Raw genomic sequence first — 26,596 nt, 5'->3', positions numbered from 1 at the left:
CTCCAGCTTTGAGAAATAACTGCATACAGGGTATGCTGAATCAATCAAATTTTTTGAGTGCACTCCAATTTATGTGCCTAATCTTATTTAAAATTTTATAAAATCATGAGTTCCTCATCGCAGCGGGGGCCTCACAATGACCGCAGGTACATGTTCCAGTGAGGACAGCATTTCAACTGTAACTGTTTCAGGTTCACTTCCAAGTTCACTGGCCATATCATAAACGGTTTTTCTATTGCTGTACCTTTCATGGTACCCCTCGGCAATGGATGCCACCTCAAGGAGTACCTCAGGGGTAGCAGGTTTTGATGATGCAAGGGGGGTTGGCCATCTTTTCCTGGAGAACCTCCCTGCAATGTAACCCATGAAACCGGTATCTGAGATTATACCTGGTGCAGCTATGGGAAGTGATGTGAAATATCTCCCAAGGATTCGGTAGGTTGCGTCGGTGTCAATAACAACCACCGTGACATCTGCACCTGATTCCCTCAGGATCCCCTCTGCAATGGATTTTGCAGCACTAACCGGGTTTTCAGGAAGAAGTGAAACATATGTGCCCGGGACATTGCTCAAATCAATTCCGGCCTCAGAGGCTGGTTTGAGGGCATGTTTCAGACCGTAATATCTGAGCACAACCTCCTTATGGTTTCTTGCCTCAGGGGGGAGGTTTCTGAGATTTCTCAGGGTTCTTTCCTTTATTCCAAAAAGGGGTCCGAGGATATGGCCCCAGATGTACTTTGACCAGAGGTCTGCAAGAATGATGGCAGTCCTGGAGGCTTCAAATTCTGATTCATCAACGAGGTTCCCCTGGGCAATCGAGATGGGGGTTTCAGAGACCACGAGGAAGTCCCCATCGGTGACCAGTTCACCTGCCCTATTCACAATTTCAGATAAACCCTCACCTGGCTTTATGTAGTCGGTCCTCACAGGCACCGTGATGTATCCATCTGTGGGCATATTCATCCGGTCCTCTAACTGCATTCCCCTCAATTAAGGCAAAAAATCTAGGGAATGTTCATCTGACCCTCACAGGCGGGGCCCATACCTTGAGGTCTATACCCTCTATGATGGCCCTCCTGCCTTCAAGCTGCACCACGACCCCCGAGTGGACCTTCTGCATCATGCAGTGGGCCGGGAGAAATCTCACGGTGTCACCGATGTTGGGGAGTTCTCCGTCAATCATGCCCTCAAAGCCCCCCACCATGCAGACCCCGATGTCCCTGAACTCAAAGTCCTCGTTTCCAAGACGGTGACATGGCCCAACGATGTGGACAGTTATGAGCCCATTGTTTTCATCCAGTATCTCCGCAAAGTGGGTTATGGGGCACCCCAGGGGCCTGTAACGGATTATATCCCCCTTTTTAAGTTCAGTCCTTGCAAATGGAAAGAGCACCTCCCTGCATGAACCCTCTTCAGGGAGGGGCTTCAGTATGAAATCTGCCTCGTACCCGTCAAGGACACCCACAACCTTCTTCTCCTCTGGCAGAAGGTCCTCCTCCTTGAGGATCTCCTGGAGCTTCTGAAGGTTCTCTGCAAAAAGCTCCTGGTACATGAAGTGGCATCTGTCTATCTCTGTCCGCCCCTTAAGGAGTGCGGAGGCGTATTCATCGCACCTTGCATAGCCACAGATACCGCAGTTGTATCCTGGAAGAAGTTCTGTAACCCTTTCTCTGAGTGATCTGTCACCTGGCATCTGAAAGACTCTCTCTTCATTCTCCCTCATATGTCTGGAAGCCGTCTATTCTTCTGAGTATTCCCCTGTGGTGCTTCTTATTGACCCTTGTCTCACCCACACAGAGGGTGCAGACTGCAAGGGGTGCTGAGTGACGGAGTTCCTCTTTTTCAAGGGAAACCTCTCTGCTCTCTATCATTTCCTCTGCAAGTTCCATGCATCCCTGTCCGCTGAGACCATTTGCCTCTATTATCTTTGCCGATGGGTTAACCTCCAGTATACGCTCCCTGAATATTTCCCTCTCTGCCTGGGATATCATATCCCCTTTGGTAACGACAGCAATGTCTGCAGTTGAAAGGAAGGGTCCAACCTTGAGGGGGGTGTTGGGACCGCTTGTAGCGTCTATAACGCAAACACCCAGGCAGTTCTTTGTGTAGGGCGCGCACCTGTGACACAATCCTGCTGTTTCAATGATTAGGAAGTCTGATTCATTCTTCCCGGCCCATTTTATCATGTCATCTATGTTGTAGATGGCGTAGTGGTCCGGGCACATATCCATTGAGAGGCCCACAAGTGTGGGCACCCCTATCTTCTCAAACTTCTTGTCGTCATCGGTGTATAGACAGTCTATTTTAACCACCGATGAATTGAATCCCCTCGCCTTGAGGCTCTTCAGTGTGTGCATGAGTACTGCTGTTTTCCCGGATCCTGGTGTTCCAGCAACTATTACCATTCTCATATGTTTCCCTTCTGTAACTGGTGTAGCTTTCAGCTTAACCTTTTATTATCTCTGTGAGGTCTATGCTTTCAACCAGCTCTCCCCTCCTCACCTTCTCACGGAGGCTGAGCATGAGTTCATCTATCTTGTTGAGTTCACGGGATATCTCCTTCTCCTGGGGTGTCGTTGTAACTATCTTCTGCATACCACCATGCTTCATCACTATCCTCTTGTCGGTCATGAGTGCAAGCACAGGGTCGTGGGTTACAACCAGAACGATTTTGCCGTGTCCTGCCAGCACCTTGAGCGCATCGTGTTTTCTTATGCCGGCGTTTTCGATTTCATCTATGAGCACTATGGGAGAGTCACTTATTATGGCCACATCCGCAACCATGAGGGCCCTTGACTGCCCCCCACTGAGTATTGTGAGGTCGTGCTCCTTTTTGATGGGTTCACCGGTGAGGGTGTTTGCAAGTTGGATCACACGATCCACGCATTTTTCACTGGCACCCCTGCATTTGGCGTGAAGACTGAGAAACTCTCCCACTGTCATATCTGCCAGGAAGTTCATGTTCTGGGAGAGCTGTGCCACCATCTTCTTCCTGGGGTTTGTACGGTCCTCGTAACTTGGCTCTTCATCGTTCACGAGGATTTTTCTCTTGGAGAAGGTGTCCTTCTGGGCCAGCTGTTCAATGTCACCTATAAGTGAACTTTTACCACTTCCTGTGGGGCCGACCACACCAAAAATTTCGCCTTTTCTTATTTCAACCTTCTCAACCGGTTCCTTCTCTCCGTATTTGTCATAACCGCCAATTACTGTGATTTTCTCTATCATTAAAGATTCACCTTTCCGAGAGTATCTCCCCTCAAGCCTCTTCTTATGGTTTCAAGGGCTGTTATCTCTTCGGGGGGTATGTTTCCAAGGTTAACGTCTGGTCCTATTTTCAGTATGAAGTAAACCTGCTGGTTTTTCTGTGGGGCCTCCCATATTATCCTATCCTGTGGGAGTTCATTGAGGAGGTGGTTGAATTCGTCCTCCTTCACGTTTCCATCCTCATCGTATATGCCTATGTTGTGGCCGCTTTCCCGGGCCTCCATGAGTACCATGCTGGCTCCAGCTTCAAGGTCGGCCCTTACAAGTTCAACCCGATCCTCCGGGCTGAGGAGCCTGTCTCTCACAGGGTCCTTTTTACCAACCTCTGATATGATCTGGAACCCATCTTCAGCTGCTCTCTCTATAAGTTCACATTTTTCATCAGTTTCTATCTCAACTGTTCCATTTGATATTTCCAGTGTTTCAAAACCAAGGCTTCGTGCCTCTTCAAGGTATTCCTGGATTTTACCGTTGAGGTAGGCGATCTCAAAGAGGGTGCCCCCGGGATACGCCTCAACATCGAATGAACGGTACATCTCTATTTTTTCAATGACAGCATCGCGTCTGTGGAGGGGGAGGGTTCCCCATCCAAACTTTATGAAATCAACGTAATCTGATGAAATCTCCATGAGGTCACGGGCTGTTTTAATGCCCATTCCCTTATCGAGAACCATGGTTATTCCATTTTTTCTGGGTTTCCCACCCCTTGGAGGTGTGAGAAAGTCAAAGGCGTTCATTATTATCACCTTCTGGGTTGAGTCAGAATAAACACCAACGGCATATTAATTTAAATTCATATGTTTACTACCTTTATAAATAATTTTTCTTATATAGGTCTCATGGGATATCTGGTCCCATCTACTATTTGGGATCTTATATAGGTACCATGAAGATTCTATAAGTTGAATCCCATCACTATTTTGGGATCTATATTATATATTAATAGGTGGTGGTACATGTGATGGAGAGTATATGTTACTTTGAAAGGCCAGGTAAGGAGAACACTGAAAGGGTCCTTGAACTTGTTAAGGAAAGGGCAGATAAGCTTGGGATCAGGGACTTTGTGGTCGCCTCAGTATCCGGTGAAACTGCACTCAGGTTATCTGAGATGGTTGAGGGAAACATTGTTTCTGTAACACACCATGCGGGTTTCAGGGAGAAGGGCAAACTTGAACTTGAACCCGGGATGAGGGAGAAACTGATTGAGAGGGGTGTCAGTGTATACGCAGGTTCACATGCACTCAGCGGTGTTGGAAGGGGGATATCAAATAAGTTCGGCGGAGTCACACCTGTTGAGGTGATGGCCGAAACCCTCAGGATGGTTTCACAGGGCTTCAAGGTGTGTGTTGAGATATCGATAATGGCAGCCGACGCAGGACTCATCCCTGTTGATAGGGAGGTCATAGCAGTAGGTGGCACTGGATGGGGTGCTGACACGGCCCTGGTTCTCACACCGGCGCATATGAATAGCGTATTTGACCTGAGAATTCATGAGATCATTGCGATGCCAAGACCATAATCAGGTACCTGCATGGTATGGGTGGGTTGCCGGAATTCATGATTTTCATGGCCCGGTGACCATACCATAATTTCATTTTGCCCCAACATTGTACCGGTATTTTGAGAGGTCACAGAAACTGATTTTTAATTTTGATCGGGACCCATGGGTTCATTGGTGCCACTTAAACCGTTGCTTTTAAATATGTATTACCACAATAACATATTTCATAGATAAATGTGGGGGTAGTAAGTGAAATTCATTAACGATGCCATAAAGGAATCTGAGAAAAGGGAAAAGCCACCTTCCATCTCAATGAACTCAGAAATTGACCAGGAACTTCGGGAAATAATCGAAAATAGCAGGGCAAAGATATACGTTGTTGGGACCGGCGGGGCGGGTAACAACACCGTAACTAGGCTCAGTGAAATAGGAGTTGAGGGTGCTGAAACAATAGCCATTAACACAGATGCCCAGGATCTCTTCTATACGGTTGCTAACCGGAAGCTGCTCATAGGAAGGAATGTATGTGGAGGTCTTGGTGCAGGTGGAGTCCCTGAGGTTGGAGAGGAATGTGCCGAGGAAAGCGAGGATGATATCCGCAGGGAGCTTGAAGGGGCTGACATGGTCTTTGTAACCTGTGGTCTTGGCGGAGGCACAGGAACCGGATCGGCACCAGTGATATCCAAGCTGGCCAAAAAGGCCGGTGCACTCACGATAGCAGTTGCAACCATGCCCTTCAGTGCTGAGGGCCTTAAAAGAAGGGAAAATGCTGAGAGGGGCCTTGAGAAACTTCAGAGTGCTGCCGATACCGTGATAGTGATCCCCAATGACAAGCTTCTTGAGGTTGCACCCAACCTTCCCCTCAACAAGGCATTCATGGTTGCAGATGAAATCCTTGGCAGGGCAGTTAAGGGGATAACGGAACTCATAACCAGGCCGGGTCTTGTGAGCCTCGACTTTGCTGATGTTAGGAGCATAATGAAGGGCTCAGGGATGGCAATGATTGGAATGGGTGAAGCCGAAGCAGGTGACAGGGCCCTTGAATCAGTTTACGAGGCTCTTAACAGCCCGCTACTTGATCTGGACATATCCAATGCAAAGGGTGCACTTATAAATATCTCTGGAAGTTCCGACCTGACACTTCAGGAGGCCGAAAGGATAGTTGAGGTTGTTGCCGAGGAACTGGATCCCGATGCAAACATAATATGGGGTGCGCAGATTCAGGATGAACTGCAGAACGTTATAAGAACAACGATTGTTGTTGCCGGTGTGAGATCACCGTACATATACGGCTCACATGGATCTGCAGAAAAGGAGTTCTTCGAGGAAAAACAGCGGGAGAAGGACTCTGTGGATGAGTCTGTCCTGGAAGAATTTATAGATGGAGTATTCTGATATTCTTCCACACACCCCCACATCAATGAAAACATTTATAAATCTTGAAGGATAGATTACTCCATCACTCATCCCGATCATCATCCTTGTTTTTAATCATTATAAATTAGCGGGGATAAATCATGAAATACAGGGATTCTGTTCTGAATTTTATCAAGCAGTCAAAGAGGGTATTGAAGGTATCAAAGAAACCCACAAGGGAAGAATACCTCAACGTGTCAAAGGTGACAGGTATCGGTATAATATTGATAGGTGTAATAGGATTCATAATAAGTATAATTGCCCAGTTACTGGGTGGCTGATTAACTCTTACTGAAAAAGTCACAGTGAATTATATATATGAGGTTGTGTTCTTAATGGAAGATAGTAAAAATTCCATCTATGCCCTTAAGACCTCGGTGGGTCAGGAGAAGAATGTGGCAAGGATGCTGGCCAGGAAGATAAGGGATAGTGGTATTGAGATAAACGCGATTCTTGTTCCAGAGTCCCTCAGGGGCTACATCCTTGTTGAGTCCTCGTCAAAGATCGACATGAGAAACCCTGCCATAAGGGTTCCCCACCTCAGGGGTGTTGTTGAGGGAAAAACCGAGGGCGAAGCAAAGATAGAGTTCGAGGAGGTTAAGAGGTTCCTCAAACCTGAGCCCATAATATCGTCCATTAAGAAGGGCAGCATCGTTGAGCTGATCTCAGGGCCATTCAAGGGTGAAAGGGCAAAGGTTATCCGTATAGATGAATCCAGAGAGGAAGTCGTACTTGAACTCATAGAGGCTGCAGTGCCGATTCCTGTAACAGTTAAAGGTGATCAGATTAGAATAATACAAAAGGAGGCTGATTAATGGCTAAAGAAACCGTTGAAATTCTTATTGATGGTGGAAAAGCCACTCCAGGACCGCCACTGGGTCCTGCGATTGGTCCGCTTGGAATTAACATGATGCAGGTTGTTGAGGAGATAAACCGCAAAACCGCGGATTTTGAGGGAATGAAGGTCCCTGTTAAGATCATAGTTGATACCGACACAAGGGACTTTGAGGTTGAGGTTGGTACACCACCAACAACCGCCCTGATCATGGATGAACTCAAGATCGAGAAGGGTTCACAGGACCCGGGCATGGACAAGATAGCAGACATCTCCATGGAGCAGGTGCTGAAGATAGCAAGGATGAAGTTCGACGCCCTCCTCTCAAACGACTACAAACGTGCAGTCAAGGAGATCATGGGTACCTGTGTGAGTATGGGTGTGACAGTGAATGGCAAGGACCCCAGGGAGGTTCAGAGGGAAGTTGATCAGGGAGCCTATGATGACCTCCTCACATCATAAAAATTTATAAATCTTGAGAATCACATAACTAACCCCATCATATGAACTTATTTTTTGAAGTTCATGGAGGATTCAGAAATGCAACAGGAGATTATGGAAGCGGTGAAGAAGGCCAAGGAACTTTCAAGGCCGAGAAACTTCACACAGTCCATGGATGTTATTCTTAACATCAAGGACCTTGACGTCAACAAACCAGAGAACAGGTTTGACGAGGAAGTTTCTCTACCCAACGGTCGCGGTAAGGATGTTAAAATCGCCGTGATAGCCGATGGGGAACTGGCTCTCCAGGCTAAGAACGCTGGAGCCGACCTTGTGATAACCAAGGATGAACTTGAAGAACTTGGCAAAAACCGAAAGGAAGCAAAAAAACTTGCCAACAGCTATGAATTCTTCGTGGCCCAGGCAGATATGATGCCCCTGGTGGGAAGGTTCCTTGGACCGGTTCTTGGACCCAGAAAGAAGATGCCAAAACCGGTGCCGGCAACGGTGAACCCGGAGCCCATACTCAAGAGGCTCAGGGACACTGTAAAGGTGAGAATCAAGGACCAGCCTGTGGTTCATACTGTGGTTGGCACAGAGGATATGGATGATGAGAAACTTGCCGAGAACATAGAGGCTGTTCTGCAGACAATTGACCGCAAACTCGAGAAGGGCAGAAACCAGCTTAAGTCCATGTACGTTAAAACGACCATGGGCCCGGTAGTGAGGGTGATTTAAATGGCTCATGTGGCTGAATGGAAGAAGAAAGAGGTTCAGGAGCTCCAGGACCTCATCAAGAGTCATGAAGTGGTTGGTATAGCTAACCTTGCTGATATACCTGCAAGACAGCTACAGAAGATGCGCCAGACACTCCGTGACAGTGCACTCATCAGAATGTCAAAGAAGACACTGATCAGCCTTGCCCTGGAAAAAGCTGGCAGAGAACTTGAAAATGTTGATTCCCTCTCTGATTACATGGAGGGCCAGCCTGCACTCATATTCACTGATATGAACCCATTCAAACTCTTCAAGATCCTTGAGGACAGCAAAACCCCTGCCCCTGCCAAGCCAGGTGCCATAGCCCCGGCGGATATAGTTGTACCCAAGGGGGACACCGGCTTTGCCCCGGGCCCAATCCTGGGGGAGCTTCAGCAGATAGGCATCCCGGCCAAGATCGAGAAGGGAAAGATCGTGGTTTCAAATGACCACGTTGTGGTGAAGGCCGGGGAGGAGATACCCCCAAAGGTGGCAGGAATATTAACAAGGCTGGATATACAGCCACTTGAGGTTGGAATAGATCTCAGGGCAGCATATGAAAATCAGACAGTCTACACAGCAGACATCCTGACCATAGATGAGGAAAAAACCTTATCTGACATTCAGAAAGCATTTTCACAGGCATTTAACCTATCAGTTAACGCAGTTATATACACTCGCGAAACAATGCCTGCGATTATCCAGAAGGCTGCTTCAAAGTCATTCAACCTTGCATACAATGCATCAATCCTAACCTCAGAGACCACTGATCTGCTGCTTGCAAAGGCCTATGCCCAGATGCTTGCACTGGCCGCTGCAGCTGCAGAGGTTAATGGTGAAGCAGTTGATGATGAACTGAGGGATAAATTGTCTTCAAGGGCAGCAGCACCCGCCCCTGAAGAGAAAGAGGAAGAGGTTGAAGAAGAAGCTGAAGAGGAAGAAGAAGAGGAAGAAGAGGATGCAGCCGCTGGTCTCGGCGCACTCTTCGGATAAACGCTTTAATGGCATAGTTAACCTAAAAAAATAAAAATTTGAGGTGATCATATGGAATACATATACGCAGCAATGTTACTGCACACAACCGGTAAGGAGATCAACGAAGAAAACGTTAAAAGTGTCCTTGAAGCAGCAGGCGCTGAAGTGGATGATGCAAGGGTCAAGGCTCTAATAGCAGCCCTTGAAGATGTGGACATTGAAGAGGCAATGGAAACAACAGCTGTAGCAGCAGCACCTGCAGCAGCCGCAGCACCTGCAGCAGCAGCCGAAGAGGCTGAAGAAGAAGAGGAAGAAGAAGAGGAAGAAGAGGAAGCTGAAGAGGAAGCAGCAGCCGGTCTCGGTGCACTCTTCGGTTAAACTCCTTTCTATTTTTTTCTGCCATAACCAATGGCAAAAAATTTATTTTTCCTAATCCTGATTCTATTTATAAAAACTGTTTTCAATGATTACCATGTCTCGTCAGCTTGAAGAACTTGGATACAGGAAATATGAATGCGAGTCCTGTGGGAATACCTTCTGGTCAATAAGGGAACGCGGAACATGTGGAGATGCCCCCTGCGATGAATACGATTTTATAGGAAATCCCGCGACAGATAGAAGCTATGACCTGTACGAGATACAGGATGAATTCATAGAATTTTTCGCTGAAAGGGGTCATGAGCCCATCAGAAGATATCCGGTACTTGCAAAGCGCTGGCGGGACGATGTCTTCCTTGTGGGAGCATCCATATACAACTTTCAGCCATGGGTGACATCCGGCCTTGTGAAGCCCCCTGCAAATCCACTTGTTGTTGCGCAGCCATCAATAAGACTCAACGACGTTGATAACGTTGGAAGAACAGGTAGACACCTAACATGCTTCACCATGGGCGGACACCATGCATTCAACTCTGAAGATAACACAGTTTACTGGGAAGAAGAGACAGTAAAGTACTGCCACGAATTCCTGACCCATATAGGTATTGATCCATCTGAGATAACCTTCATAGAATCCTGGTGGCAGGGTGGCGGAAACGAGGGGCCATGCTATGAGGTCTGTGTCCGCGGAGTCGAGCTGGCTACACTGGTTTTCATACAGTACAGAACCCTTCCAGATGGCGGCAGGGAGGAGATCCCGCTAAAAATAGTTGACACCGGCTATGGACTTGAGAGATTTGCCTGGATATCCCAGGGGACACCAACAGCCTACGACGCATGTTTTGGACCGGTAATTGAGAGGCTGATTGAACTGACAGGCGTGGAGGTCAACGAGGAAATACTGGCAGAAAATGCCCGTGTAGCTGGAATGATGGATATAGAAACCTATGCTGATCTCAGGGAACTTCGAAAAAGGGTAGCTGATAAACTCGGAATCCCAGCCAGCGAACTTGAACGTGCAGCAGCCCCTATGGAGTCCATTTATGCCATAGCCGACCATACGCGCTGCCTTGCATTCATGCTTGCAGATGGTGTCATACCATCAAATGTCAAGGAGGGCTACCTCGCCAGGCTCATAATCCGGAGGACACTGAGGCTCATGAAGGAACTCGGAATGAGGGAGTCCCTGAAGGATATAATGAACATCCAGGTGGAGTTCCTTGAGGGCCACTACCCTGAGATAAGGGAACACCATGAACACATACTCAGCATCATAGACCTTGAGGAACACAGATATGCAAAGACCGTGACAAGGGGCCGGAGGATTGTGGAGAAGACCATAAAATACCTCAGGAAGGATAACAAGAGCGAGATGCCCCTTGAAATCCTTATAAAACTATATGACTCCCATGGAATCCCCCCTGAAACCATAAAGGAGATAGCAGAGGAATCAGGTTTCAGTGTTAAAATTCCAGACAACTTCTACACCCTGGTTGCGGAGATGAATGAGGCTGAAACTGAAACCCCAGAGGAGGAAATCCATCTTGATTACCCTCAGACAGAGCTCCTCTTCTATGAACGACCCGATGACCTGGAATTCGAAGCCAGTGTGCTGGGGGTACATGAGGACGGAGTCATACTTGATAAAACACTCTTTTACCCTGAGGGCGGAGGTCAGCCATCTGACACCGGCTACATTGAATCAGAAGGCTGCAGGATCCGGATAAAGCATGCAGAGAAGATAGGTAATGTGGTACTCCACAGGACAGACGATGAAATCCGCCTCAAACCAGGGGAAACTGTAAGGGGCCACATTGATCCAGATAGAAGACTTCAGCTTACAAGGAACCACACAGCCACCCACCTCATAGTTGCAGCTGCAAGGAGGGTCCTTGGAGACCACATATGGCAGGCAGGGGCCCAGAAGGGTGTTAAGAGTTCAAGGATAGACCTCTCACATTACATGAGGATAACTCAGGGGGAACTTGATGAGATAGAGAGGCTGGCCAACGAATACGTCATGGAAAACATAGCCCTTGATGTCAGGTGGATGGACAGGGACATTGCAGAGAAAAGGTACGGATTCATACTCTACCAGGGGGGTGTTGTACCGGGCTCCATTATAAGGGTCGTTGAGATTCCAGAAGTGGATGTACAGGCATGTGCCGGCACCCATGTTAGGAGAACCGGGGACATAGGCCTTATAATGATCAACCGGACCGAACGCATACAGGATGGTGTTGAGAGGATAGAATTCTCTGCAGGGGCATCGGCCATTGAACTCATGCAGAAAAACAGGGATATACTGAGGGAGAGCTCAGAGGTATTCAAGGTAACACCCTCACAGCTTCCACGCACCTCTGAAAGATTCTTCACAGAGTGGAAGGCCCTCAGAAATGAGGTTTCACGTCTTAAGGAGGAAATGGCTTCACTCAAAATCCTGGAGGTGAGGGATAGGGTGGAGAACCTCAACGGCCTGAGGGTCATCATAGACACGGTTGAGGCTGACATGGATGAGATGAAGAACATGGCCCTTGAACTCACAGAATCAGCTGACGCGGTTGTCCTCGCAAATTCGAAGGCCCAGATAGTTGGGACAGCATCTGATGACGCGGTCAAAAGGGGTTTAAGAATAAATGAGGTTATAGCATCAGCTGCAAAGGTCCTTGGAGGTGGAGGTGGTGGCAAACCCCACCTTGCACAGGGAGCAGGTAAAAGAAAGGATAAAATCCATGAGGCCCTTGAGGAGGCAAGATCCTCGTTTGAATCCTTTGGAGGATGAATTTAAGGAGAAATTTTCTGAAATAACTGTTGGTGTCGTCGTCTGGTGATGAATTTGAGGACAATCTCAGAAATAAATGAGAGGATACTGGATGGTGAAGCAACCGTTTTAACAGCCGGGGAACTCAAGGAACTGGTCATCAACGATGAGGCCCCATCTGCAGATGAGGTTGACGTGGTAACAGCGGCCACCTGCGGGGTAATGTCAGGCACAGCAGCTGTCATGCATTTCAGGGTATCTGAACCGGGTTCATTCAGGAAGGCGGTTTCAGCTGAACTGAACGGCATACCAGCATATCCCGGCCCGTGTCCAAATGAAAACCTGGGTTCAGTGGACCTCTTTATTTATGGGACGGCACACAGCAGCACGGACCCCGACTATGGGGGAGGCTTCCTACTGAGGGACCTTCTACTTGGATCTGAGGTTCATGTGAAGGTCACATCCGAGGACGGCTCCGTTGTTGAATCCACAGTTACTCTAAATGATATTGAAACAGCCAGGATTATAGGAACAAGGATGGCGTTCAGAAACTACACAGCCATTGTCAACCCATCAGATAAACCTGCAAAATCCATATTCAACGCATTTGAAATGCCGCCCCACTGTGGGGGTCTCTCCTTTTCAGGCTGCGGTGACATCAATCCCCTTGAAAATGATCCTGGGATGGAGTTCATCAGGAGGGGAACCAGTGTACTTTTAAATGGTGCCAGGGGCCTCGTACTGGGTGAAGGTACAAGGAGCAGCCCTGAAAAACCAAATCTAATGCTGAGCGGGGACCTGCATGATATGAACCCTGCTTACATTGGGGGATTCAGGACAGCTGCAGGACCTGAGATATTCAACACCATTGCAGTTCCACTACCAGTAACATCTGAGAGGGTCTTTGAGAGACTTATGGTCCTTAATTCAGATATAAGAATTCCTGTTGCAGATGTGAGGGATCGTTCAAGGGTAATCCATGATTTGACATATGCAGATACATGGGCTGGTGACGAGAGACCCGCCTATAACCCTGAATTTTGTTCGGATTGCAGTTCATGTCTGGCGGCTGAGAGGTGCCCGACACATGCAATAGACAATGGAGTGGACCTTTATAAATGCTTCGGCTGCGGCGTATGCGCCTTCTCATGCCCATACGGAGTGTATGAGATGGATACGGGTGAGGTCAGGATTGGTGATAGGGCAGTACCCATCATATGCAGACAGTCAGACAGGGTTAGGGCATCCAGGCTAGCTCTTGAACTCAAAGAACTCATAGAAAATGGGGATTTCCTGATAGGGGGGTGCTAGAATTCTTGAATATGATGTTGTACTTGTAAGGTATGGTGAAGTTGCAATTAAGGGCCCAGCTGTTAGAAGGAGGTTCGAAAGGAAACTCCTCAATAATATAAGGGCTGCTTTCACCTGCAGAGCGGAAATCAGGCATGGAAGAATATTCGTATTTCCTGATAACATGGATGAGGCCCTTGATAAACTTTCAAGGATCTTTGGGGTGGTATCCTTTTCACCAGCTGTGACGGTGGAAACCGATTTTGATGTTATAGAGGGGGCACTCAGGGAATACATAGGTGAACTGAAACTGGAGGGCCTCATCACAGGAAGGACACCATTCGCAATAAGATGCAGAAGGGTGGGGCAGCATGACTTCACAAGCCAGGAGATGGCAGCCTTCGCAGGTTCAGTTGTGGTGAGGGAGATAGGGGCCCCTGTGGACCTTGGAAACCCTGACCTTGAGATCCACCTTGAAATAAGGGAAAACAGGACATACATCTACCACAGGGTCATCCAGGGTCCGGGCGGCCTGCCTGCAGGCACCCAGGGCAAGGTTGTTGCACTTTTATCTGGGGGAATAGACTCACCTGTTGCCACCTATCTCCTCATGAAAAGGGGATGCCAGGTCGTGGCGGTCCACACCGATAATTCACCATTCACAGCTCCCGAGTCCCTTGATAAAGTTGAGAAAATCGCTTCAAAACTTGCGGAGTATTCTGCGGGAGTCGAATTCAAACTCAGAATCTTCAGGTATGGAAGTTACCTTGAAAAATGCAGGAGAGAAGCCCCTGAGAATATGACATGCGTCCTCTGCAAGGCTGGGATGTACCGCCTCGCCGAGATGGTTGCAGAGGAGGAGGGGGCACTTGCAATAGTGGATGGGAGCAGCCTAGGGCAGGTGGCATCCCAGACCCTTCCAAACATCCTCGCCACAAGGATGGCTGTGAGGATGCCTGTCCTCAGTCCCCTCATAGGCATGGACAAGGTGGAGATAGAGGCCCTTGCAAAGAGGATAGGCACCTACGACATCTCGGTGATACCGGATGGTGGATGCAGTGCTGTACCCAGCCATCCCTCAACAGCAGCAGATCCATCATCCATCAGGGAACTCTCAGAAAAAATCCGGGTTGAAGATGAAATCGAGAGGATATTCAGATCAGCTTCAGAAACGGAAAGCAGGGAATGATCCTTGCAGATTTTGTGGATAACTTTTTAAATAATCAGATCACATCTTTTATATAAAGAATCCAGTTAATTAACTCACTATCTTCTGGAGGTGTAATGATGAAAACAACCATTAGTGTAATTAAAGCAGATGTTGGAAGCGTAGCCGGTCACGCAGTCGCACATGAGGCCTTAAAGAAGAAGTGCGACGAGGTACTGGCAGAAGCCAGGGATACAGGAATCCTTGAGGATTATTATATTACCAACTGTGGAGATGATATTGACCTCATAATGACCCACAGGAATGGTGAAGAAAATGAGGAGGTTCACCAGACAGCATGGAACGCCTTCAGGGAAGCTACAGAGGTGGCCAGAGGCTTAAAACTTTACGGTGCAGGACAGGACCTCCTCTCAGACACCTTCTCAGGAAACATCAAGGGCATGGGTCCTGGATGCGCTGAAATGGAATTTAAGGAGAGGCCAAGCGATCCTGTTATAATTTTCTGCTGCGACAAGACCGAATCTGGAGCGTTTAACCTGCCCCTCTTCAGAATGTTTGCAGACCCATTCAACACCGCGGGCCTTGTTATTGACCCATCACTTCACAACGGATACGAATTCGAGGTCTTTGATGTTGTTGAACACAAAAAGGTTACAATGGCATGCCCTGACGAGATGTACGACCTCCTTGCCCTCCTGGGTTCAATCAGCCGCTACGTGATAAAGAAGATACACAGAAGGGACGACGGTGAAATAGCAGCCTCTGTGAGCACAGAACGGCTTAACCTCATGGCAGGCAAGTATATAGGAAAGGATGACCCGGTCGCAATTGTGAGGGCACAGTCAGGGTTCCCTGCAGCAGGGGAAGTCGTTGAGCCCTTCGCATTCCCGCACCTTGTGGGTGGCTGGATGAGGGGATCACACAACGGGCCACTGATGCCTGTTGCCCAGAGGGATGCAACACCTGTCAGGTTCGACGGACCTCCAAGGGTCATAGGGCTGGGATTCCAGATCGCAGACTGCAAACTCGTGGGCCCAGTTGACATGTTTGATGACCCCTCATTTGATCGCTCAAGGCAGCTCGCATCTGAAATTGCAGAGTACATGAGAAGACACGGGCCATTCGAACCCCACAGGCTCCCCTCAGATGAAATGGAGTACACATCCCTTCCAGGCGTGCTTGAAAAACTCGGGGACAGATTTGAGGACATGGAGTAAACAGGCTCCGTCCACATCTTCATTTTTTCTTAAAGACATTAAATTTCTGTTTTCTGCTCATAAAGGATCTTTAATGGTTATTTTTAATGATTAGTCTGTATGAATAGGGTTTTGAGTACCTTTAATGGTTGTTCTCTTTTCTGTCACTAGACCTTCTCTGGTTTCTTCTTGATTCTCTTGAGTATCTCATGGGGAATGTCAATCACCATATCCACAGAGTCAACCACAGCACCGTCAGCTGTCGCCACCACACCACTGCTTTCCTTAAGCCTTCTGTCAACGCATGATGAGAGAATAGCACGTCCCTCCAGTTCCCGGGAATTCATGAGTTCCTCAACGATCTGCCTCAGTCTGCCACTGTGGCTGACGTTCCTGTCAAAATAGAAAAACGCCCCTTTAACACCTGAATCTGATAATAAATCCATTATGGCATTCAGGGCCCTCATGGTTACTTCACCCATCCTGTAACCTCCTGAGACACCCCTTATATCCCGCAGAAACCCGTCCTGGGCAATGAAGAACCCTTCACCCCCAAGAACGCTTTCTGTACCTATGAGTACGTTGTAGCCATCAATGTGGATAGTGGAACCCCTGAGGGAATCTGGACCTACCAGCCGGGAGAGTCTCCTCTTCGCGGTTTCATCTGAGAAGACGTACCTTGCAAGGTAATTTCTCTCCCTCTTCCCGAGAAGATAGTGGTTTGCAACGAAATTAAGTGCAACGCGTTTACGGTAGCCCCTGTTGAGGAGGTACCTGAGGTCCTCAACTGCCATTTTAAGGGTCATCAGCCTCTTCTCTTGGCTATTATTATGAGGGCACGGTCAGACGCATCCTCGGCCCTGTCGGAAATGTTTCCGATCTTCCGGGTGATTTCCTTCATGTCCATGAATTTTATGACGCCCATTTCCTTCTCCCTGTAGGCGGAGTAGAGGTCCGTTATGATCTTCCTCTCAATTGTATCCACCTCATCCTCAAGGCCCTCAATTTCATGGACCTTCCTCATGGCCTCCCCGAGGTCCCTTTCAAGTAGTTCCACACATTCCTTGAGGGCGTGAACAGTTTTTCCTGTAACATCCATCATCCTCTGGAAGTCCTCCCTGAACCCTGAGGGGAAGGAAACCCTTCCAAGGGATACAGTGAATGCAGTTGATTCAATGACATCAGCAACCTTGTCTATGCTCTCAACGAGCATTATACGGTCCTCCCTGTCAAATGGGAGGAAGGCACCCTCATAGAATTCAAGTTCCATTTTCCTTCTTATCTCATCGGCCTCATACTCACTAACCGCTATCTCCCTTGCGAGCCTGGATACACGTCTGCAGTCGCCACTGTAAAATGCCTCCATCAGCTCCTCCAGCTTCAGGTAGCATTCTGTGACCTTATCAAGGTGTCTGCGTCCATACTTCTCAACTTTACCCTCTTTCATGAAGAACTTCATTTTATCTCCATCATATAATTCCGTGAAGCATTCTGAGGCCATCCAGAAGGCCGTGGGCGTAGGTTATGCACCCGAAGGATGTGAGGTAATCCCCCTTATCGAGGTAGTAGATGGAGTCGTCCCTGTAGTTCAGTGCCCTCTCAATGATGGCCCTCTCCTCCACTTTTAATTCTATGGATTCCATTTCCATTAAATTTTTCTCAAGAAGATCAAGGTCCTTTTCTATGCGTTCCCTGCATTCCATTTAAACACCTCACCAATCTCTTAATCAGGGACTTTTCCTGAGGCCCTATGTTTTCATCTGCCTCCGAACATACATCATCCTCTGAAAAACCGTGAAGTAACCTGCAATTACAAGAATTATCATGGCAGCGTCCATATACCATAAACCCAGGAAGTACCCTGCAAGGGACCCTCCAATGAGTATTATGAGGCGCTCAGCCCTTTCAGCAATACCCACAGTGCATTCAAGGCCCTCGGACTCGGCCCTTGCCCTCACATAACTGACCATGAGGCTGGAGTGGAGGGCCAGCATACCTGTGAGAGGCCCGGTGAAACCCCCTACCGTTATACCAATGAGGATTATGCCATCTGAGAGCCTGTCAAGGGTTGAATCCAGGAAACCACCAAATCTGGTGGGACTGAACCTCCTCCTTGCAACAGCTCCATCAAGGACGTCTATGAATCCGCTCAATGCAAGAAGTAGCGCACCGTTGATAATATTCCCGGAGGCATAGGATGCAGCCGAGGCACATGCAATCAGGAAACCAGTGAACGTTATATAATCTGCTGGTATTGCAATTTTCTCTGCGATAGGGTCTATTAACCTTCTGAGTGCCGGTCTGAACTGATTCAACATGAACTCATTTATATTGATTACAGATATATAAATTGGTCATGGATCTGGTGGTTCAATGATAATCCGGAAAATCAGAAGAGAAAACCCATCACAAAAGGCGATCGATGAGGCAATATCCGTTATGGAGGGAGGTGGGGCAGTGATATACCCCACAGATACCATCTATGGCCTCGGTGTCAATGCACTTGACGAGGAGTCAGTCAGGAAGCTCTTCAGGATAAAGGGAAGGGCCCCTGATAAACCTGTATCCATATGTGTCTCGGGGGTGTCTGAGATACCAAGGTTCTCAAAACCATCAGAGCATGCTATGGAGATAATCAGAAGGATATTACCGGGTCCCTACACGGTTTTACTTGAGAAGAAGGATCTGGTGCCGGATATCCTCACAGGAGGATCATCAAAGGTGGGTGTAAGGGTCCCGGATGATGAGGTGTGCAGAAGGATATCAGCAAAGTTTCCTGTGACAGCCACAAGCGCCAACATATCGGGTAAGCAACCATCAGGGGACCCTCATGATATAATGGGGGATCTGGACGTTGACCTTGTGCTTGATGCAGGTGAATGTGATAGCACTGAACCATCCACGGTTGTAGATCTTACAGTTGAACCACCCTCTGTTCTCAGAGTAGGTAGGGGGGACCCTGAAGTTATCCACAGGATTTTCAGGTGTATAGGATGAGGACCCTTATGGAACTCAGTGAAAACGGAAGGCTTCCCACTGGTTCATCCATTGACTCCATACTTGGAGGGGGTGTTGAGAGGAGGACCATCACCCAGTTCTATGGGCCTCCAGCTTCTGGTAAAACCAACATCGCAATTAAACTTGCAGTTGAAACTTCAAAGAGAGGCAAAAAGACAGTTTTTATTGATACTGAGGGCGGAATTTCTGTTGAAAGGATAAAACAGGTTTCAGGATCTTCATTTGAAAAGGTTGCAGATAATATAATAGTTTTTGAACCCTCCAGCTTCACAGAGCAGGGTGAAGCCATTCAAAGAACACTAAATGTCCTCAAAAACCATGGGACTTCAGTTGACCTGATTGTACTCGATTCTGCGGTGGCCCTATATCGTTTAAAGGAGGGAAAGGGATCGAATTTCAATGTTGATCTTGGAAGACAGCTTTTCCTTCTTCTGCAGATTGCCAGGAGATTTGACCTTGCAGTGGTTATAACCAACCAGATATATTCCCTGAGGGGAGATGATGGGATGGAAAGGGTGAGTCCCGTTGGCGGGACCCTCCTGAGGTACTGGTCCAAAACAATTGTTGAACTTGAAATGGGCGATAGACCTGGTGAGAGGATTGCTGTACTCAGAAGGCACAGAAACAGACCTGAAGGTTTGAGGACCAGTTTCAGGATAGTTCCTGAGGGTATTATCTGAACTTGAGGGATTTTATTCTTCCAGCATGGGCCCAGTTATCGTCTGGCCGATCCCCGGGAGGTTAGTTTTGCATCCTGGAAGTAGGATATGGGCCCTAAATTTTATTACAGAATCTCTGGTGCTGAACAAAGTTTATTAAGTGGTTTGTTTAATATGATATAGAACACGGTAATAGTGTGGCCTATGGTTGAGGTTCAGCCTCGGGTAGATAAGAGAAGCCTTCTTCTCTTTCATTAGGATACTCTGGTGCTGATGTGATAAAATGATTTCTCCTAAAAAATATGCTAAAGCCGCAAAAGTGCCGCCAAACGGCTTTAAAACTTCAAATGAGTTTTTTAACTACGTCTTCAAGGACAAAGAAATGATATGGATGGGTCAGAACACCAACCATCTTCATGATCACTCTGAAATAGCGGAAGCCATGATTGATTGCATAAATGAGGGTAGTTACTGCAAGTACCCTCCCCCTGAGGGGTTCCCGGAACTCAAGGAACTTGTACTGAAGGATCTGGGACTTGAGGATGGCTTTGAGGCCCTCATAACCGCCGGGGGTACAGAGTCCCTGTATCTCTGCATGAATGATATTCTCAACCCTGAGGATAATGCCATAACATGTGATCCAGGGTACCTGATAATTGACAACTTTGCAAGCAGATTCGCATGCAGTGTCACATCGGTCCCAATATACAGCAGTGAATGTGGGTATAAACTGACACCCGACCTTGTGCTTGAGAATATGGACAGCAACACCCGCCTGATTTCACTCATTGATCCACTGAATCCACTGGGATCATCATATACACTGGAGGAGATAAAGGCATTTGCAGACATTGCAGAGGACCATGATGTTTACCTTCTGCACGATATAACCTACAGGGACTTTGCACAGGAACACCACCTGGCAGCTGATTACGCCCCCGACCATACAGTTACAGTTTACAGCTTTTCCAAGATATGCGGGATGGCAGGCCTCAGGATAGGTGCAATTGTTGCAGCAGCAGACATTGTTGAGTCAGTGAAGAGCATCGTCATAAATGACCTCGGTACAAATGTTGTATCCCAGGCAGGTGCAATCGCAGCCCTCAGGTCAAAGGATAGGTGGGTTGAAAGGATACGTGATGTGACCTTCAGGAACCAGAGAATCATCAGGGACGCTGTTGAAGAGGTTGAAGGGGCATTTCTCCCGGTTTACCCATCAAATGGGAACATGATGGCCATCGATATACATGAAACCGGTGTGAACCCCGTTGACCTTACAGACTACCTTCTGAAGAGGAAGATCTTTGTAAGGCAGGGCGCATACACCAGCAAGATATTCGGGGACAGGTACATACGTCTCAGCTTCTCCATACCAACTGAACAGGTCGAGATATTCGCTGAGAACTTTGTGGATGTGATGGAGTTCCTGAGACCATCATAATTCCACGATTTTTAGTTTTTTAATCCTGAAACTGTTTTTTTGAAGTTTTAATTTGGAAGGTATTCCCCAGTCTCTGTTCAGTAGATTAACTATGATCACATAGGGGATCCCTTGGAAAAATAAAGAATGGAGGTATTATCTGGCGAACTTTTTATGGAGATTTTGAAAAGAATGATGAAGGTGTGTTTATCCATACTATTCTGTTTTCAGGTAATAGTATTCCCCCATTTCTTTCTGCTGCCTGTCAAGGAAACTTCCAGGCTTGTTGACACGCGGCCTTTTTGTTTCCTTATCCCTTCTGAATGTTATCCCCGTTTCACTGAGGAATGTGTTCATTGCTTCCCTGAGTTCGGTGGGGCTTCCAGCGCTTCCCTCAACTCCAGGTTTACCACTGAAGACCATGGCCCTGTCGGATATGTAGTCAATGAAGATTATGTCATGGTCAATTATCATGGCGGACGCATTCCTGCTTTCAATTATCCTCCTTATGGCCTTGGCTGCAAGTAGACGCTGTTCAACGTCAAGGAATGCTATTGGCTCGTCCAGAACATAAAGTTCCGCGTCCCTGGAGAGTGCAACTGCAACTGCAAGGCGCTGGAGCTCCCCACCACTCAGCTCATTAACTGCCTTGTCAAGTATCTCCTCAAGATTGAATGGCCTCATGATCTCGCTTTTGAAGAGGTTCGACCCGTATGAAGGGGCGTTTGCATAGAGGAATTCCTCCACTGTACCTGTATAATCCGATGAAAGGTACTGGGGCTTGTAGGATATCTTTATCTTCCTTTTTACCTTCCCCTCGTCAGGCTTTTCAACACCTGCAAGGATCTTTGCAAAGGTTGTTTTACCTATACCATTTGGTCCGAAGGCTGTCACAACCTCATTGAGGTATACTGTGCCCTCCTCAACCTGAAGACGGAATGCTGGATGGGACTTTATCATCTTTGAGTACTCCACGAGAACCTCACCCTCTTCCTCGGCCCTTGGGGGTTTTACCTTGAATTCTATTTCATGATCCCGGAATCTCACGTTCTCCTCCCTGAGGAAACCCCTGATATAGGTATTGATTCCCACCCGAACACCGCGACGGTTGGATACAACCCCGTATCCACCTGGCTTACCGTAGAGTATGTGGACGTAGTCTGACATTGCGTCAAGGGCGGCCATGTCGTGCTCTATCACCATAACGGATTTTCCTGCCTCTGCAAGGGACCTTATGACCCTTATGGCATTGAGTCTCTGCCTCACATCCAGCCATGAGGTGGGCTCATCAAAGTAGTAGAAATCTGCTTCACGTAGAGCTGCAGCTGCAATTGCCACACTCTGGAGTTCACCCCCACTGAGGTTTGATATCTCACGACCCATTATCTCCCCAATCTCAAGGGTTTCAATTACCTCATCTGTTATCTTTGAGTCTATACTCAAAAGAAGATCCTCAACCTTTCCCTTAACATACTTTGGGATCTTATCCACCATCTGGGGTTTGTGCACAACTGTTACCTTTCCTTCACTGAGGTTCTGGAAGTAATTCTGCAGCTGGGATCCCCTGAAGTGGTTTATAATATCATCCCAACCTGGTGGGTCCTGGAAGTTGCCAAGGTTTGGTCTGAGTTCCCCTGACAGTATCCTTATGATTGTTGACTTCCCGATACCGTTCGGACCTATAAGCCCAATCACATCCCCCTCTGTAACGGTGGGGAGACCGAAGAGTTCAAACATGTTCTGTCCGTACCTGTGAACCGGGTCTTCAAGTGCCTCGGGAAGATTTATAACGCTTATGGCCTTGAATGGACACCTTTTTGTGCATATACCACAACCGGAACATAGTTCCTCAGATATAAGGGGTTTCTTTGTTTTCTCATCAATTGTTATGGTGTCCTCGTCCATTCTAACTCCCGGGCAGTACTCTATGCAGACGTAGTTGCATTTCTTTGGCTGGCATCTATCATGATCGAGTATTGAGATTCTGGTCAATTCTATCACCATCGGTATGAGGATGAAAATTCAGTTTCGGTTGATTATGGTATGGGACGTAATAAATAAAATTCATTCCCAGAAATTCAAGCCCCTTTGAATTATTGTTGCCGGGGAAATAAATAGTCAACAGTTCATTGGGATACTGAAGTATGACATTTAAATTCAGTCATCCTTCAAAGTCAACCAGCGACTTGATGGGGATACTGAAGTATGAAATTTAAAATAAAATAGAAATGGCCATTATAGCTTTTTAACGGCCAGTTCTATGTCTGATGCTTTAACAGTTTTTCTGCCGGCGTGTTTTGCTAGTTTAACAGCTTCTGCTGCTATTTCTTCGCCTTTGTCTTCCAGAATTTTTGCAAGTGTTTCCCTTGCGTCGTCGCTTATTCTCTGGGCACCGGCATTTTTTATTATTCTCCCAACTGGTGCTATGGGTAATTCGGCCATAATATCACCTCAATTCTATATTTAACCAAATACTATTTAAATTTATCGATTTTTCGGCACTCTTTTCCATCCATATCATGATTCTATACTTCCCCGCCTTGCAGATTGTCACTGTAACACTGGCACCAACCTTCTGGTTTGGAGGGGCACCTCCGGTTGAGGTGTGCATGAGATGGGCACTGATGACTGTTCATTTTTTTCGTGCTGGAAACAGTTATTAGTACCAACCAATATAGACCCGGATGGTGGGAAAATGAAACAGGTCATAATAGTGAGATCTGATCTGAAGATGGGAAAGGGTAAAATAGCAGCCCAGGCCTGTCATGCTTCTATTGGTTCATTCAAAAAAACAGATCCTGATAAAATCAGAAAATGGGAAATTGATGGTTCAAAGAAGGTTATAGTTTCAGTTAAGAGCCTTGATGAGCTTCTGGAGATATATGAATCTGTGAAGGATTCAGGAATCTCATATTATCTTGTGAGGGACGCAGGGCATACCCAGATACCCGCAGGCACCATCACATGCCTGGGTATAGGCCCTGACGACGATGAGAAGATAGATAAAATAACAGGCGACCTCAAACTTCTCTGAGGCCTGAGATGGAAATTATGGTGATATTATGGACTGGCTTGTTAAGATAGGTGGCAGCCTATTCCCTGAACATGCTGCAGAACTCCTTAAAAGCCTTGAGGGAACCGGGGCAGCTGTGGTGTGTGGTGGTGGGGATTTTGCAGATAGAGTGAGGTACTATGACAGGTTTTTGGGATTTTCTGAAAGGGCAACCCATGATTCGGCCATACTCTGCATGGATATTACTGGAAGACTGCTTTCTGACCTTTGTGAATCTGCTGTTCCAGTGAGGACACTCGGTGAGTGCAGGGAGGTAACTGAGAGTGGCATGACACCTGTGATCCTGCCATCTGAACTTCTGCGTTTTACTGATCCCGCTGAACACTCATGGAGGGTGACCTCGGATTCCCTGTCACTCATAATAGCACACATGCTCGGGGCGAAACTTTTAATAGCAACAGATGTAGATGGTATATATACTGAGAGGCCACCTGCCAGCGATGCTAAACTTATAAATGAGATAAGTGCTAAAAACTTACTATCTTTTGGTGAGACATCAGTGGACGAGGCACTACCTGAACTTCTCATTAAACTGAAAACTGATTGTTATGTTGCAAACGGGAAGTTTCCCGATAGGGTGCTGTCCATTTTAAGGGCAGGTGCTTCAGAATGTATATGTACAGTTATAAGAGGTGATTAAATGACAAAGATGGAATGCACATCCTGTAAGCAGGAGATACCTCTGGTTGAAACCTATGTGAAATTTGAGTGCCCCATGTGTGGCGAGATGATCTACAGGTGCCAGAAGTGCAGAACCTTCGGACACACCTACAGGTGCAGCTGTGGATTCGAGGGGCCATAGGAAAAATATATAAATTAGTATTACTCAAATTCTGTGTGGAGGTATTTCATGGGAGATGTAGTAGCTACCATAAAGGTTATGCCTGAAAGTCCAGACGTTGACCTTGAGGCACTCAAGAAGGAAATTGAATCAAGGATACCCGAGGGTACTGAACTTCACAAAATAGATGAGGAGCCAATAGCATTTGGCCTAGTGGCCCTCAATGTGATGGTTGTTGTGGGCGATGCAGAGGGCGGAACCGAAGCCGCTGAGGAGAGCCTTGCTGGTATTGATGGTGTTAGCAATATAGAGGTAACCGATGTGAGAAGGTTAATGTAGCTCCCCTTTTCGGGTGATTGGGATAACCGATATCCTTTTTGCCTGTTTTCTTGGAATAATCACTGGCATATTAACTGGCCTGATTCCAGGTATCCATGTTAATACTGTGGGAGCATTCATTTTCGCATCATCAACCCACCTTCATGTATCTGAGGAAGTCCTCGCTGTTTTTTTATTATCCCTTTCAGTGGCACACGCCCTTCTTGAGTTCATACCCTCAGCGCTTCTGGGGGTGCCCGATGAGGGAACAGCCATCTCTGTCCTCCCTGCTCACAGGCTGGTGCTTGAAGGTAAGGCAGGGGAGGCCATAAGGGCGGCCACGGTGGGTGGTGTTGGAGGGATCCTCATAACAATAATCCTCCTACCATCACTCTTCCTGATTTTACCACCACTATACAATTTCCTCAGACCCCATATATGGCTGATTCTGATTCTGGTATCTCTTTACATGATGATAAAACTCAGCAGAAATGTCGAGGCTATTATCTGGGCTTTGGCGCTTTTTCTCTTCTCAGGTGCAATGGGGTGGCTCATGTTTCAGACGCCCCTATCACCGGGTCTTGGGCTCATGACACTTTTTTCAGGGTTTTTTGGACTCAGCACCCTCATTTACAGTTTAAATTCAGCATCAGATATCCCTGAACAGAGCAGGGTTCAGTTCACAGAGTTCAACATGAACACCCTGAGGTCGGTATCTGCAGGTGGAATTGCATCTGTTTTACTTGGATTTCTCCCTGGATTTGGACCAGCCCAGGGCGGGATGATAGCAGCCTCCCTCACAGGTTCAGGGGGTGAGGATGCACCTGAGGATTTCATCATGGCAATTTCAGGTCTGAACACATCAGACGCCCTCTTCTCGCTCCTCACACTCTACCTCATAGGAAACCCCAGAAGCGGCATTGCGGTCTACATTTCAGAGATTCTTCAGGACGTCAGCATGGCCCATCTGATGCTCTTCATATCCACTTCTCTAATCGCGGTCTCTGTCGCCGCAGTAGCTGCCATAAAGATGGGTGATCACCTCGCTTGCAGCCTCTCAGGTATCAGCTATAGGGGGGTCTCAGCCTGTGTAATGCTATTCATGGTGGCATCTATCTTCTTTTTTGCCATCATGGAGGGTGCAAACCTGCCGTTCATTGCAGTGGCGCTCCTGACATCAACTGCCTTCGGGATCATCCCCCACTGTGCAGGTATAAGCAAGTCCCATCTCATGGGGGTCCTTGTGCTTCCTGCAGTGGTTATTTACATGGGAATTTAAGTTTCAATCAGCTAGTTATCAGTTAAAAATGGGTCTAAAAAACAACCAGATTCTGGAGGTTCCATGT

General features: G+C 47.3%; 31 protein-coding genes. 20 read left to right on the top strand and 11 right to left on the bottom strand.

The genetic code is table 11. From position 1 onward, the window contains the following. Positions 1–114: 114 nt before the first annotated feature. The 5 genes from L5462_RS00275 to comA are packed head-to-tail and all read right to left on the bottom strand — an operon-like array spanning position 115 to position 4,001. Positions 115–957, bottom strand: a complete 843-nt coding sequence (locus tag L5462_RS00275) for a coenzyme F420-0:L-glutamate ligase (RefSeq protein WP_237779480.1) — start codon at positions 955–957, stop codon at positions 115–117. 58 nt (positions 958–1,015) lie between these two features. Next, positions 1,016–1,693, bottom strand: a complete 678-nt coding sequence (locus tag L5462_RS00270) for a (Fe-S)-binding protein (RefSeq protein ID WP_237779479.1) — start codon at positions 1,691–1,693, stop codon at positions 1,016–1,018. Positions 1,694–1,709: 16 nt separating this feature from the next. Further along, positions 1,710–2,411 carry a GTP-binding protein gene (locus tag L5462_RS00265; protein WP_237778848.1) on the bottom strand — a complete coding sequence of 234 codons (702 nt, stop codon included), beginning with the start codon at positions 2,409–2,411 and terminating at the stop codon, positions 1,710–1,712. Positions 2,412–2,445: 34 nt separating this feature from the next. Beyond that, a complete protein-coding gene (locus L5462_RS00260; RefSeq protein WP_237778847.1) occupies positions 2,446–3,225 on the bottom strand; it encodes an ATP-binding cassette domain-containing protein in 780 nt (259 codons plus the stop codon). Continuing rightward, a complete protein-coding gene (gene comA / locus L5462_RS00255) occupies positions 3,225–4,001 on the bottom strand; it encodes a phosphosulfolactate synthase (protein ID WP_237778846.1) in 777 nt (258 codons plus the stop codon). Before comA ends, L5462_RS00260 begins: the two co-directional genes overlap by 1 nt. Before the next feature lie 221 nt (positions 4,002–4,222). On the opposite strand from comA, the gene L5462_RS00250 reads away from it, so the two are divergent. From L5462_RS00250 to fbp, 12 genes are all read left to right on the top strand, one after another. After that, positions 4,223–4,783 carry a pyruvate kinase alpha/beta domain-containing protein gene (locus L5462_RS00250; RefSeq protein WP_237778845.1) on the top strand — a complete coding sequence of 187 codons (561 nt, stop codon included), beginning with the start codon at positions 4,223–4,225 and terminating at the stop codon, positions 4,781–4,783. 231 nt (positions 4,784–5,014) lie between these two features. Next, complete coding sequence (ftsZ, locus tag L5462_RS00245) at positions 5,015–6,160, top strand: cell division protein FtsZ (protein ID WP_237778844.1); 1,146 nt, start codon at positions 5,015–5,017, stop codon at positions 6,158–6,160. A gap of 122 nt (positions 6,161–6,282) precedes the next feature. Beyond that, entirely contained in the window at positions 6,283–6,462 is a 180-nt protein-coding gene (locus L5462_RS00240) for a protein translocase SEC61 complex subunit gamma (RefSeq protein ID WP_160323217.1), read from the top strand. Positions 6,463–6,516: 54 nt separating this feature from the next. After that, the gene (locus tag L5462_RS00235; RefSeq protein ID WP_237778843.1) at positions 6,517–6,996 is read left to right on the top strand and encodes a transcription elongation factor Spt5; all 480 of its coding nucleotides are present in this window, start codon (positions 6,517–6,519) and stop codon (positions 6,994–6,996) included. Next, positions 6,996–7,478 (top strand): 50S ribosomal protein L11, encoded by a 483-nt coding sequence (locus tag L5462_RS00230; RefSeq protein ID WP_237778842.1) that lies wholly within the window; start codon positions 6,996–6,998, stop codon positions 7,476–7,478. Before L5462_RS00235 ends, L5462_RS00230 begins: the two co-directional genes overlap by 1 nt. Before the next feature lie 78 nt (positions 7,479–7,556). Then, a complete protein-coding gene (locus L5462_RS00225) occupies positions 7,557–8,195 on the top strand; it encodes a 50S ribosomal protein L1 (RefSeq protein WP_237778841.1) in 639 nt (212 codons plus the stop codon). Beyond that, positions 8,196–9,206 carry a 50S ribosomal protein L10 gene (locus tag L5462_RS00220; RefSeq protein WP_237778840.1) on the top strand — a complete coding sequence of 337 codons (1,011 nt, stop codon included), beginning with the start codon at positions 8,196–8,198 and terminating at the stop codon, positions 9,204–9,206. It begins immediately after the preceding gene. A 51-nt stretch (positions 9,207–9,257) separates the two neighbouring features. Beyond that, positions 9,258–9,566: a 50S ribosomal protein P1 gene (gene rpl12p, locus L5462_RS00215; protein ID WP_013295096.1), complete on the top strand. Its 309-nt coding sequence runs from the start codon at positions 9,258–9,260 to the stop codon at positions 9,564–9,566. A gap of 85 nt (positions 9,567–9,651) precedes the next feature. Further along, entirely contained in the window at positions 9,652–12,348 is a 2,697-nt protein-coding gene (gene alaS, locus L5462_RS00210) for an alanine--tRNA ligase (RefSeq protein ID WP_237778839.1), read from the top strand. 48 nt (positions 12,349–12,396) lie between these two features. After that, complete coding sequence (locus L5462_RS00205) at positions 12,397–13,638, top strand: methanogenesis marker 16 metalloprotein (protein WP_237778838.1); 1,242 nt, start codon at positions 12,397–12,399, stop codon at positions 13,636–13,638. Position 13,639: 1 nt separating this feature from the next. Continuing rightward, positions 13,640–14,806 (top strand): tRNA uracil 4-sulfurtransferase ThiI, encoded by a 1,167-nt coding sequence (thiI, locus tag L5462_RS00200; protein ID WP_237779478.1) that lies wholly within the window; start codon positions 13,640–13,642, stop codon positions 14,804–14,806. A 98-nt stretch (positions 14,807–14,904) separates the two neighbouring features. After that, complete coding sequence (gene fbp / locus L5462_RS00195) at positions 14,905–16,002, top strand: fructose-1,6-bisphosphate aldolase/phosphatase (RefSeq protein ID WP_237778837.1); 1,098 nt, start codon at positions 14,905–14,907, stop codon at positions 16,000–16,002. A gap of 146 nt (positions 16,003–16,148) precedes the next feature. On the opposite strand, the gene L5462_RS00190 is transcribed toward fbp, so the two are convergent. The 4 genes from L5462_RS00190 to pgsA are packed head-to-tail and all read right to left on the bottom strand — an operon-like array spanning position 16,149 to position 18,299. Further along, the gene (locus tag L5462_RS00190) at positions 16,149–16,787 is read right to left on the bottom strand and encodes a DUF434 domain-containing protein (RefSeq protein WP_237778836.1); all 639 of its coding nucleotides are present in this window, start codon (positions 16,785–16,787) and stop codon (positions 16,149–16,151) included. After that, positions 16,787–17,440 (bottom strand): TIGR00153 family protein, encoded by a 654-nt coding sequence (locus L5462_RS00185; protein WP_237778835.1) that lies wholly within the window; start codon positions 17,438–17,440, stop codon positions 16,787–16,789. The genes L5462_RS00190 and L5462_RS00185 overlap by 1 nt, the downstream gene beginning before the upstream one ends. A 10-nt stretch (positions 17,441–17,450) precedes the next feature. Continuing rightward, entirely contained in the window at positions 17,451–17,684 is a 234-nt protein-coding gene (locus L5462_RS00180; RefSeq protein WP_237778834.1) for a DUF357 domain-containing protein, read from the bottom strand. A gap of 45 nt (positions 17,685–17,729) precedes the next feature. Then, positions 17,730–18,299 carry an archaetidylinositol phosphate synthase gene (pgsA, locus tag L5462_RS00175; protein WP_237778833.1) on the bottom strand — a complete coding sequence of 190 codons (570 nt, stop codon included), beginning with the start codon at positions 18,297–18,299 and terminating at the stop codon, positions 17,730–17,732. 55 nt (positions 18,300–18,354) lie between these two features. On the opposite strand from pgsA, the gene L5462_RS00170 reads away from it, so the two are divergent. The 3 genes from L5462_RS00170 (at position 18,355) to L5462_RS00160 (ending at position 21,099) form a co-directional block, all read left to right on the top strand. After that, positions 18,355–18,978: an L-threonylcarbamoyladenylate synthase gene (locus tag L5462_RS00170; RefSeq protein WP_237778832.1), complete on the top strand. Its 624-nt coding sequence runs from the start codon at positions 18,355–18,357 to the stop codon at positions 18,976–18,978. Then, a complete protein-coding gene (gene radB / locus L5462_RS00165) occupies positions 18,975–19,679 on the top strand; it encodes a DNA repair and recombination protein RadB (RefSeq protein WP_237778831.1) in 705 nt (234 codons plus the stop codon). The genes L5462_RS00170 and radB overlap by 4 nt, the downstream gene beginning before the upstream one ends. 262 nt (positions 19,680–19,941) lie before the next feature. After that, positions 19,942–21,099, top strand: a complete 1,158-nt coding sequence (locus L5462_RS00160) for a pyridoxal phosphate-dependent aminotransferase (protein WP_237778830.1) — start codon at positions 19,942–19,944, stop codon at positions 21,097–21,099. Between the two features lie 195 nt (positions 21,100–21,294). On the opposite strand, the gene L5462_RS00155 is transcribed toward L5462_RS00160, so the two are convergent. Next, the gene (locus tag L5462_RS00155) at positions 21,295–23,070 is read right to left on the bottom strand and encodes a ribosome biogenesis/translation initiation ATPase RLI (protein WP_237778829.1); all 1,776 of its coding nucleotides are present in this window, start codon (positions 23,068–23,070) and stop codon (positions 21,295–21,297) included. Positions 23,071–23,313: 243 nt separating this feature from the next. Beyond that, complete coding sequence (hmtA2, locus tag L5462_RS00150; RefSeq protein WP_013295109.1) at positions 23,314–23,520, bottom strand: histone HmtA2; 207 nt, start codon at positions 23,518–23,520, stop codon at positions 23,314–23,316. A gap of 253 nt (positions 23,521–23,773) precedes the next feature. On the opposite strand from hmtA2, the gene pth2 reads away from it, so the two are divergent. From pth2 to L5462_RS00125, 5 genes are read left to right on the top strand one after another with little or no spacing between them, the layout of a single operon-like run. Next, entirely contained in the window at positions 23,774–24,112 is a 339-nt protein-coding gene (gene pth2, locus L5462_RS00145) for an aminoacyl-tRNA hydrolase (RefSeq protein ID WP_237778828.1), read from the top strand. A gap of 28 nt (positions 24,113–24,140) precedes the next feature. Next, the gene (locus L5462_RS00140) at positions 24,141–24,791 is read left to right on the top strand and encodes a delta 1-pyrroline-5-carboxylate synthetase (RefSeq protein ID WP_237778827.1); all 651 of its coding nucleotides are present in this window, start codon (positions 24,141–24,143) and stop codon (positions 24,789–24,791) included. Continuing rightward, entirely contained in the window at positions 24,792–24,953 is a 162-nt protein-coding gene (locus L5462_RS00135) for a zinc finger domain-containing protein (RefSeq protein WP_013295112.1), read from the top strand. A gap of 48 nt (positions 24,954–25,001) precedes the next feature. Next, positions 25,002–25,271 (top strand): elongation factor 1-beta, encoded by a 270-nt coding sequence (locus tag L5462_RS00130; protein WP_237778826.1) that lies wholly within the window; start codon positions 25,002–25,004, stop codon positions 25,269–25,271. Between the two features lie 22 nt (positions 25,272–25,293). Then, the gene (locus tag L5462_RS00125; RefSeq protein ID WP_237779477.1) at positions 25,294–26,529 is read left to right on the top strand and encodes a tripartite tricarboxylate transporter permease; all 1,236 of its coding nucleotides are present in this window, start codon (positions 25,294–25,296) and stop codon (positions 26,527–26,529) included. Positions 26,530–26,596 lie beyond the last annotated feature (67 nt).

Source organism: Methanothermobacter sp. K4 (assembly GCF_022014235.1).
In the GTDB taxonomy this organism is placed as follows: domain Archaea; phylum Methanobacteriota; class Methanobacteria; order Methanobacteriales; family Methanothermobacteraceae; genus Methanothermobacter.
The sequence above is the reverse complement of the archived record's forward strand: the minus strand, read 5'-3'. Positions and strand labels throughout refer to the sequence as shown.

Coding starts and splice junctions, on each gene's coding strand:
- L5462_RS00275 (WP_237779480.1), bottom strand. CDS start 957: ATGCCCACAGATGGATACATCACGGTGCCTGTGAGGACCGACTACATA.
- L5462_RS00270 (WP_237779479.1), bottom strand. CDS start 1,693: ATGCCAGGTGACAGATCACTCAGAGAAAGGGTTACAGAACTTCTTCCA.
- L5462_RS00265 (WP_237778848.1), bottom strand. CDS start 2,411: ATGAGAATGGTAATAGTTGCTGGAACACCAGGATCCGGGAAAACAGCA.
- L5462_RS00260 (WP_237778847.1), bottom strand. CDS start 3,225: ATGATAGAGAAAATCACAGTAATTGGCGGTTATGACAAATACGGAGAG.
- comA (WP_237778846.1), bottom strand. CDS start 4,001: ATGAACGCCTTTGACTTTCTCACACCTCCAAGGGGTGGGAAACCCAGA.
- L5462_RS00240 (WP_160323217.1), top strand. CDS start 6,283: ATGAAATACAGGGATTCTGTTCTGAATTTTATCAAGCAGTCAAAGAGG.
- L5462_RS00235 (WP_237778843.1), top strand. CDS start 6,517: ATGGAAGATAGTAAAAATTCCATCTATGCCCTTAAGACCTCGGTGGGT.
- L5462_RS00230 (WP_237778842.1), top strand. CDS start 6,996: ATGGCTAAAGAAACCGTTGAAATTCTTATTGATGGTGGAAAAGCCACT.
- L5462_RS00225 (WP_237778841.1), top strand. CDS start 7,557: ATGCAACAGGAGATTATGGAAGCGGTGAAGAAGGCCAAGGAACTTTCA.
- L5462_RS00220 (WP_237778840.1), top strand. CDS start 8,196: ATGGCTCATGTGGCTGAATGGAAGAAGAAAGAGGTTCAGGAGCTCCAG.
- rpl12p (WP_013295096.1), top strand. CDS start 9,258: ATGGAATACATATACGCAGCAATGTTACTGCACACAACCGGTAAGGAG.
- alaS (WP_237778839.1), top strand. CDS start 9,652: ATGATTACCATGTCTCGTCAGCTTGAAGAACTTGGATACAGGAAATAT.
- L5462_RS00205 (WP_237778838.1), top strand. CDS start 12,397: ATGAATTTGAGGACAATCTCAGAAATAAATGAGAGGATACTGGATGGT.
- fbp (WP_237778837.1), top strand. CDS start 14,905: ATGAAAACAACCATTAGTGTAATTAAAGCAGATGTTGGAAGCGTAGCC.
- L5462_RS00190 (WP_237778836.1), bottom strand. CDS start 16,787: ATGACCCTTAAAATGGCAGTTGAGGACCTCAGGTACCTCCTCAACAGG.
- L5462_RS00185 (WP_237778835.1), bottom strand. CDS start 17,440: ATGAAGTTCTTCATGAAAGAGGGTAAAGTTGAGAAGTATGGACGCAGA.
- L5462_RS00180 (WP_237778834.1), bottom strand. CDS start 17,684: ATGGAATGCAGGGAACGCATAGAAAAGGACCTTGATCTTCTTGAGAAA.
- pgsA (WP_237778833.1), bottom strand. CDS start 18,299: ATGTTGAATCAGTTCAGACCGGCACTCAGAAGGTTAATAGACCCTATC.
- L5462_RS00170 (WP_237778832.1), top strand. CDS start 18,355: ATGATAATCCGGAAAATCAGAAGAGAAAACCCATCACAAAAGGCGATC.
- radB (WP_237778831.1), top strand. CDS start 18,975: ATGAGGACCCTTATGGAACTCAGTGAAAACGGAAGGCTTCCCACTGGT.
- L5462_RS00160 (WP_237778830.1), top strand. CDS start 19,942: ATGATTTCTCCTAAAAAATATGCTAAAGCCGCAAAAGTGCCGCCAAAC.
- hmtA2 (WP_013295109.1), bottom strand. CDS start 23,520: ATGGCCGAATTACCCATAGCACCAGTTGGGAGAATAATAAAAAATGCC.
- pth2 (WP_237778828.1), top strand. CDS start 23,774: ATGAAACAGGTCATAATAGTGAGATCTGATCTGAAGATGGGAAAGGGT.
- L5462_RS00140 (WP_237778827.1), top strand. CDS start 24,141: ATGGACTGGCTTGTTAAGATAGGTGGCAGCCTATTCCCTGAACATGCT.
- L5462_RS00135 (WP_013295112.1), top strand. CDS start 24,792: ATGACAAAGATGGAATGCACATCCTGTAAGCAGGAGATACCTCTGGTT.
- L5462_RS00130 (WP_237778826.1), top strand. CDS start 25,002: ATGGGAGATGTAGTAGCTACCATAAAGGTTATGCCTGAAAGTCCAGAC.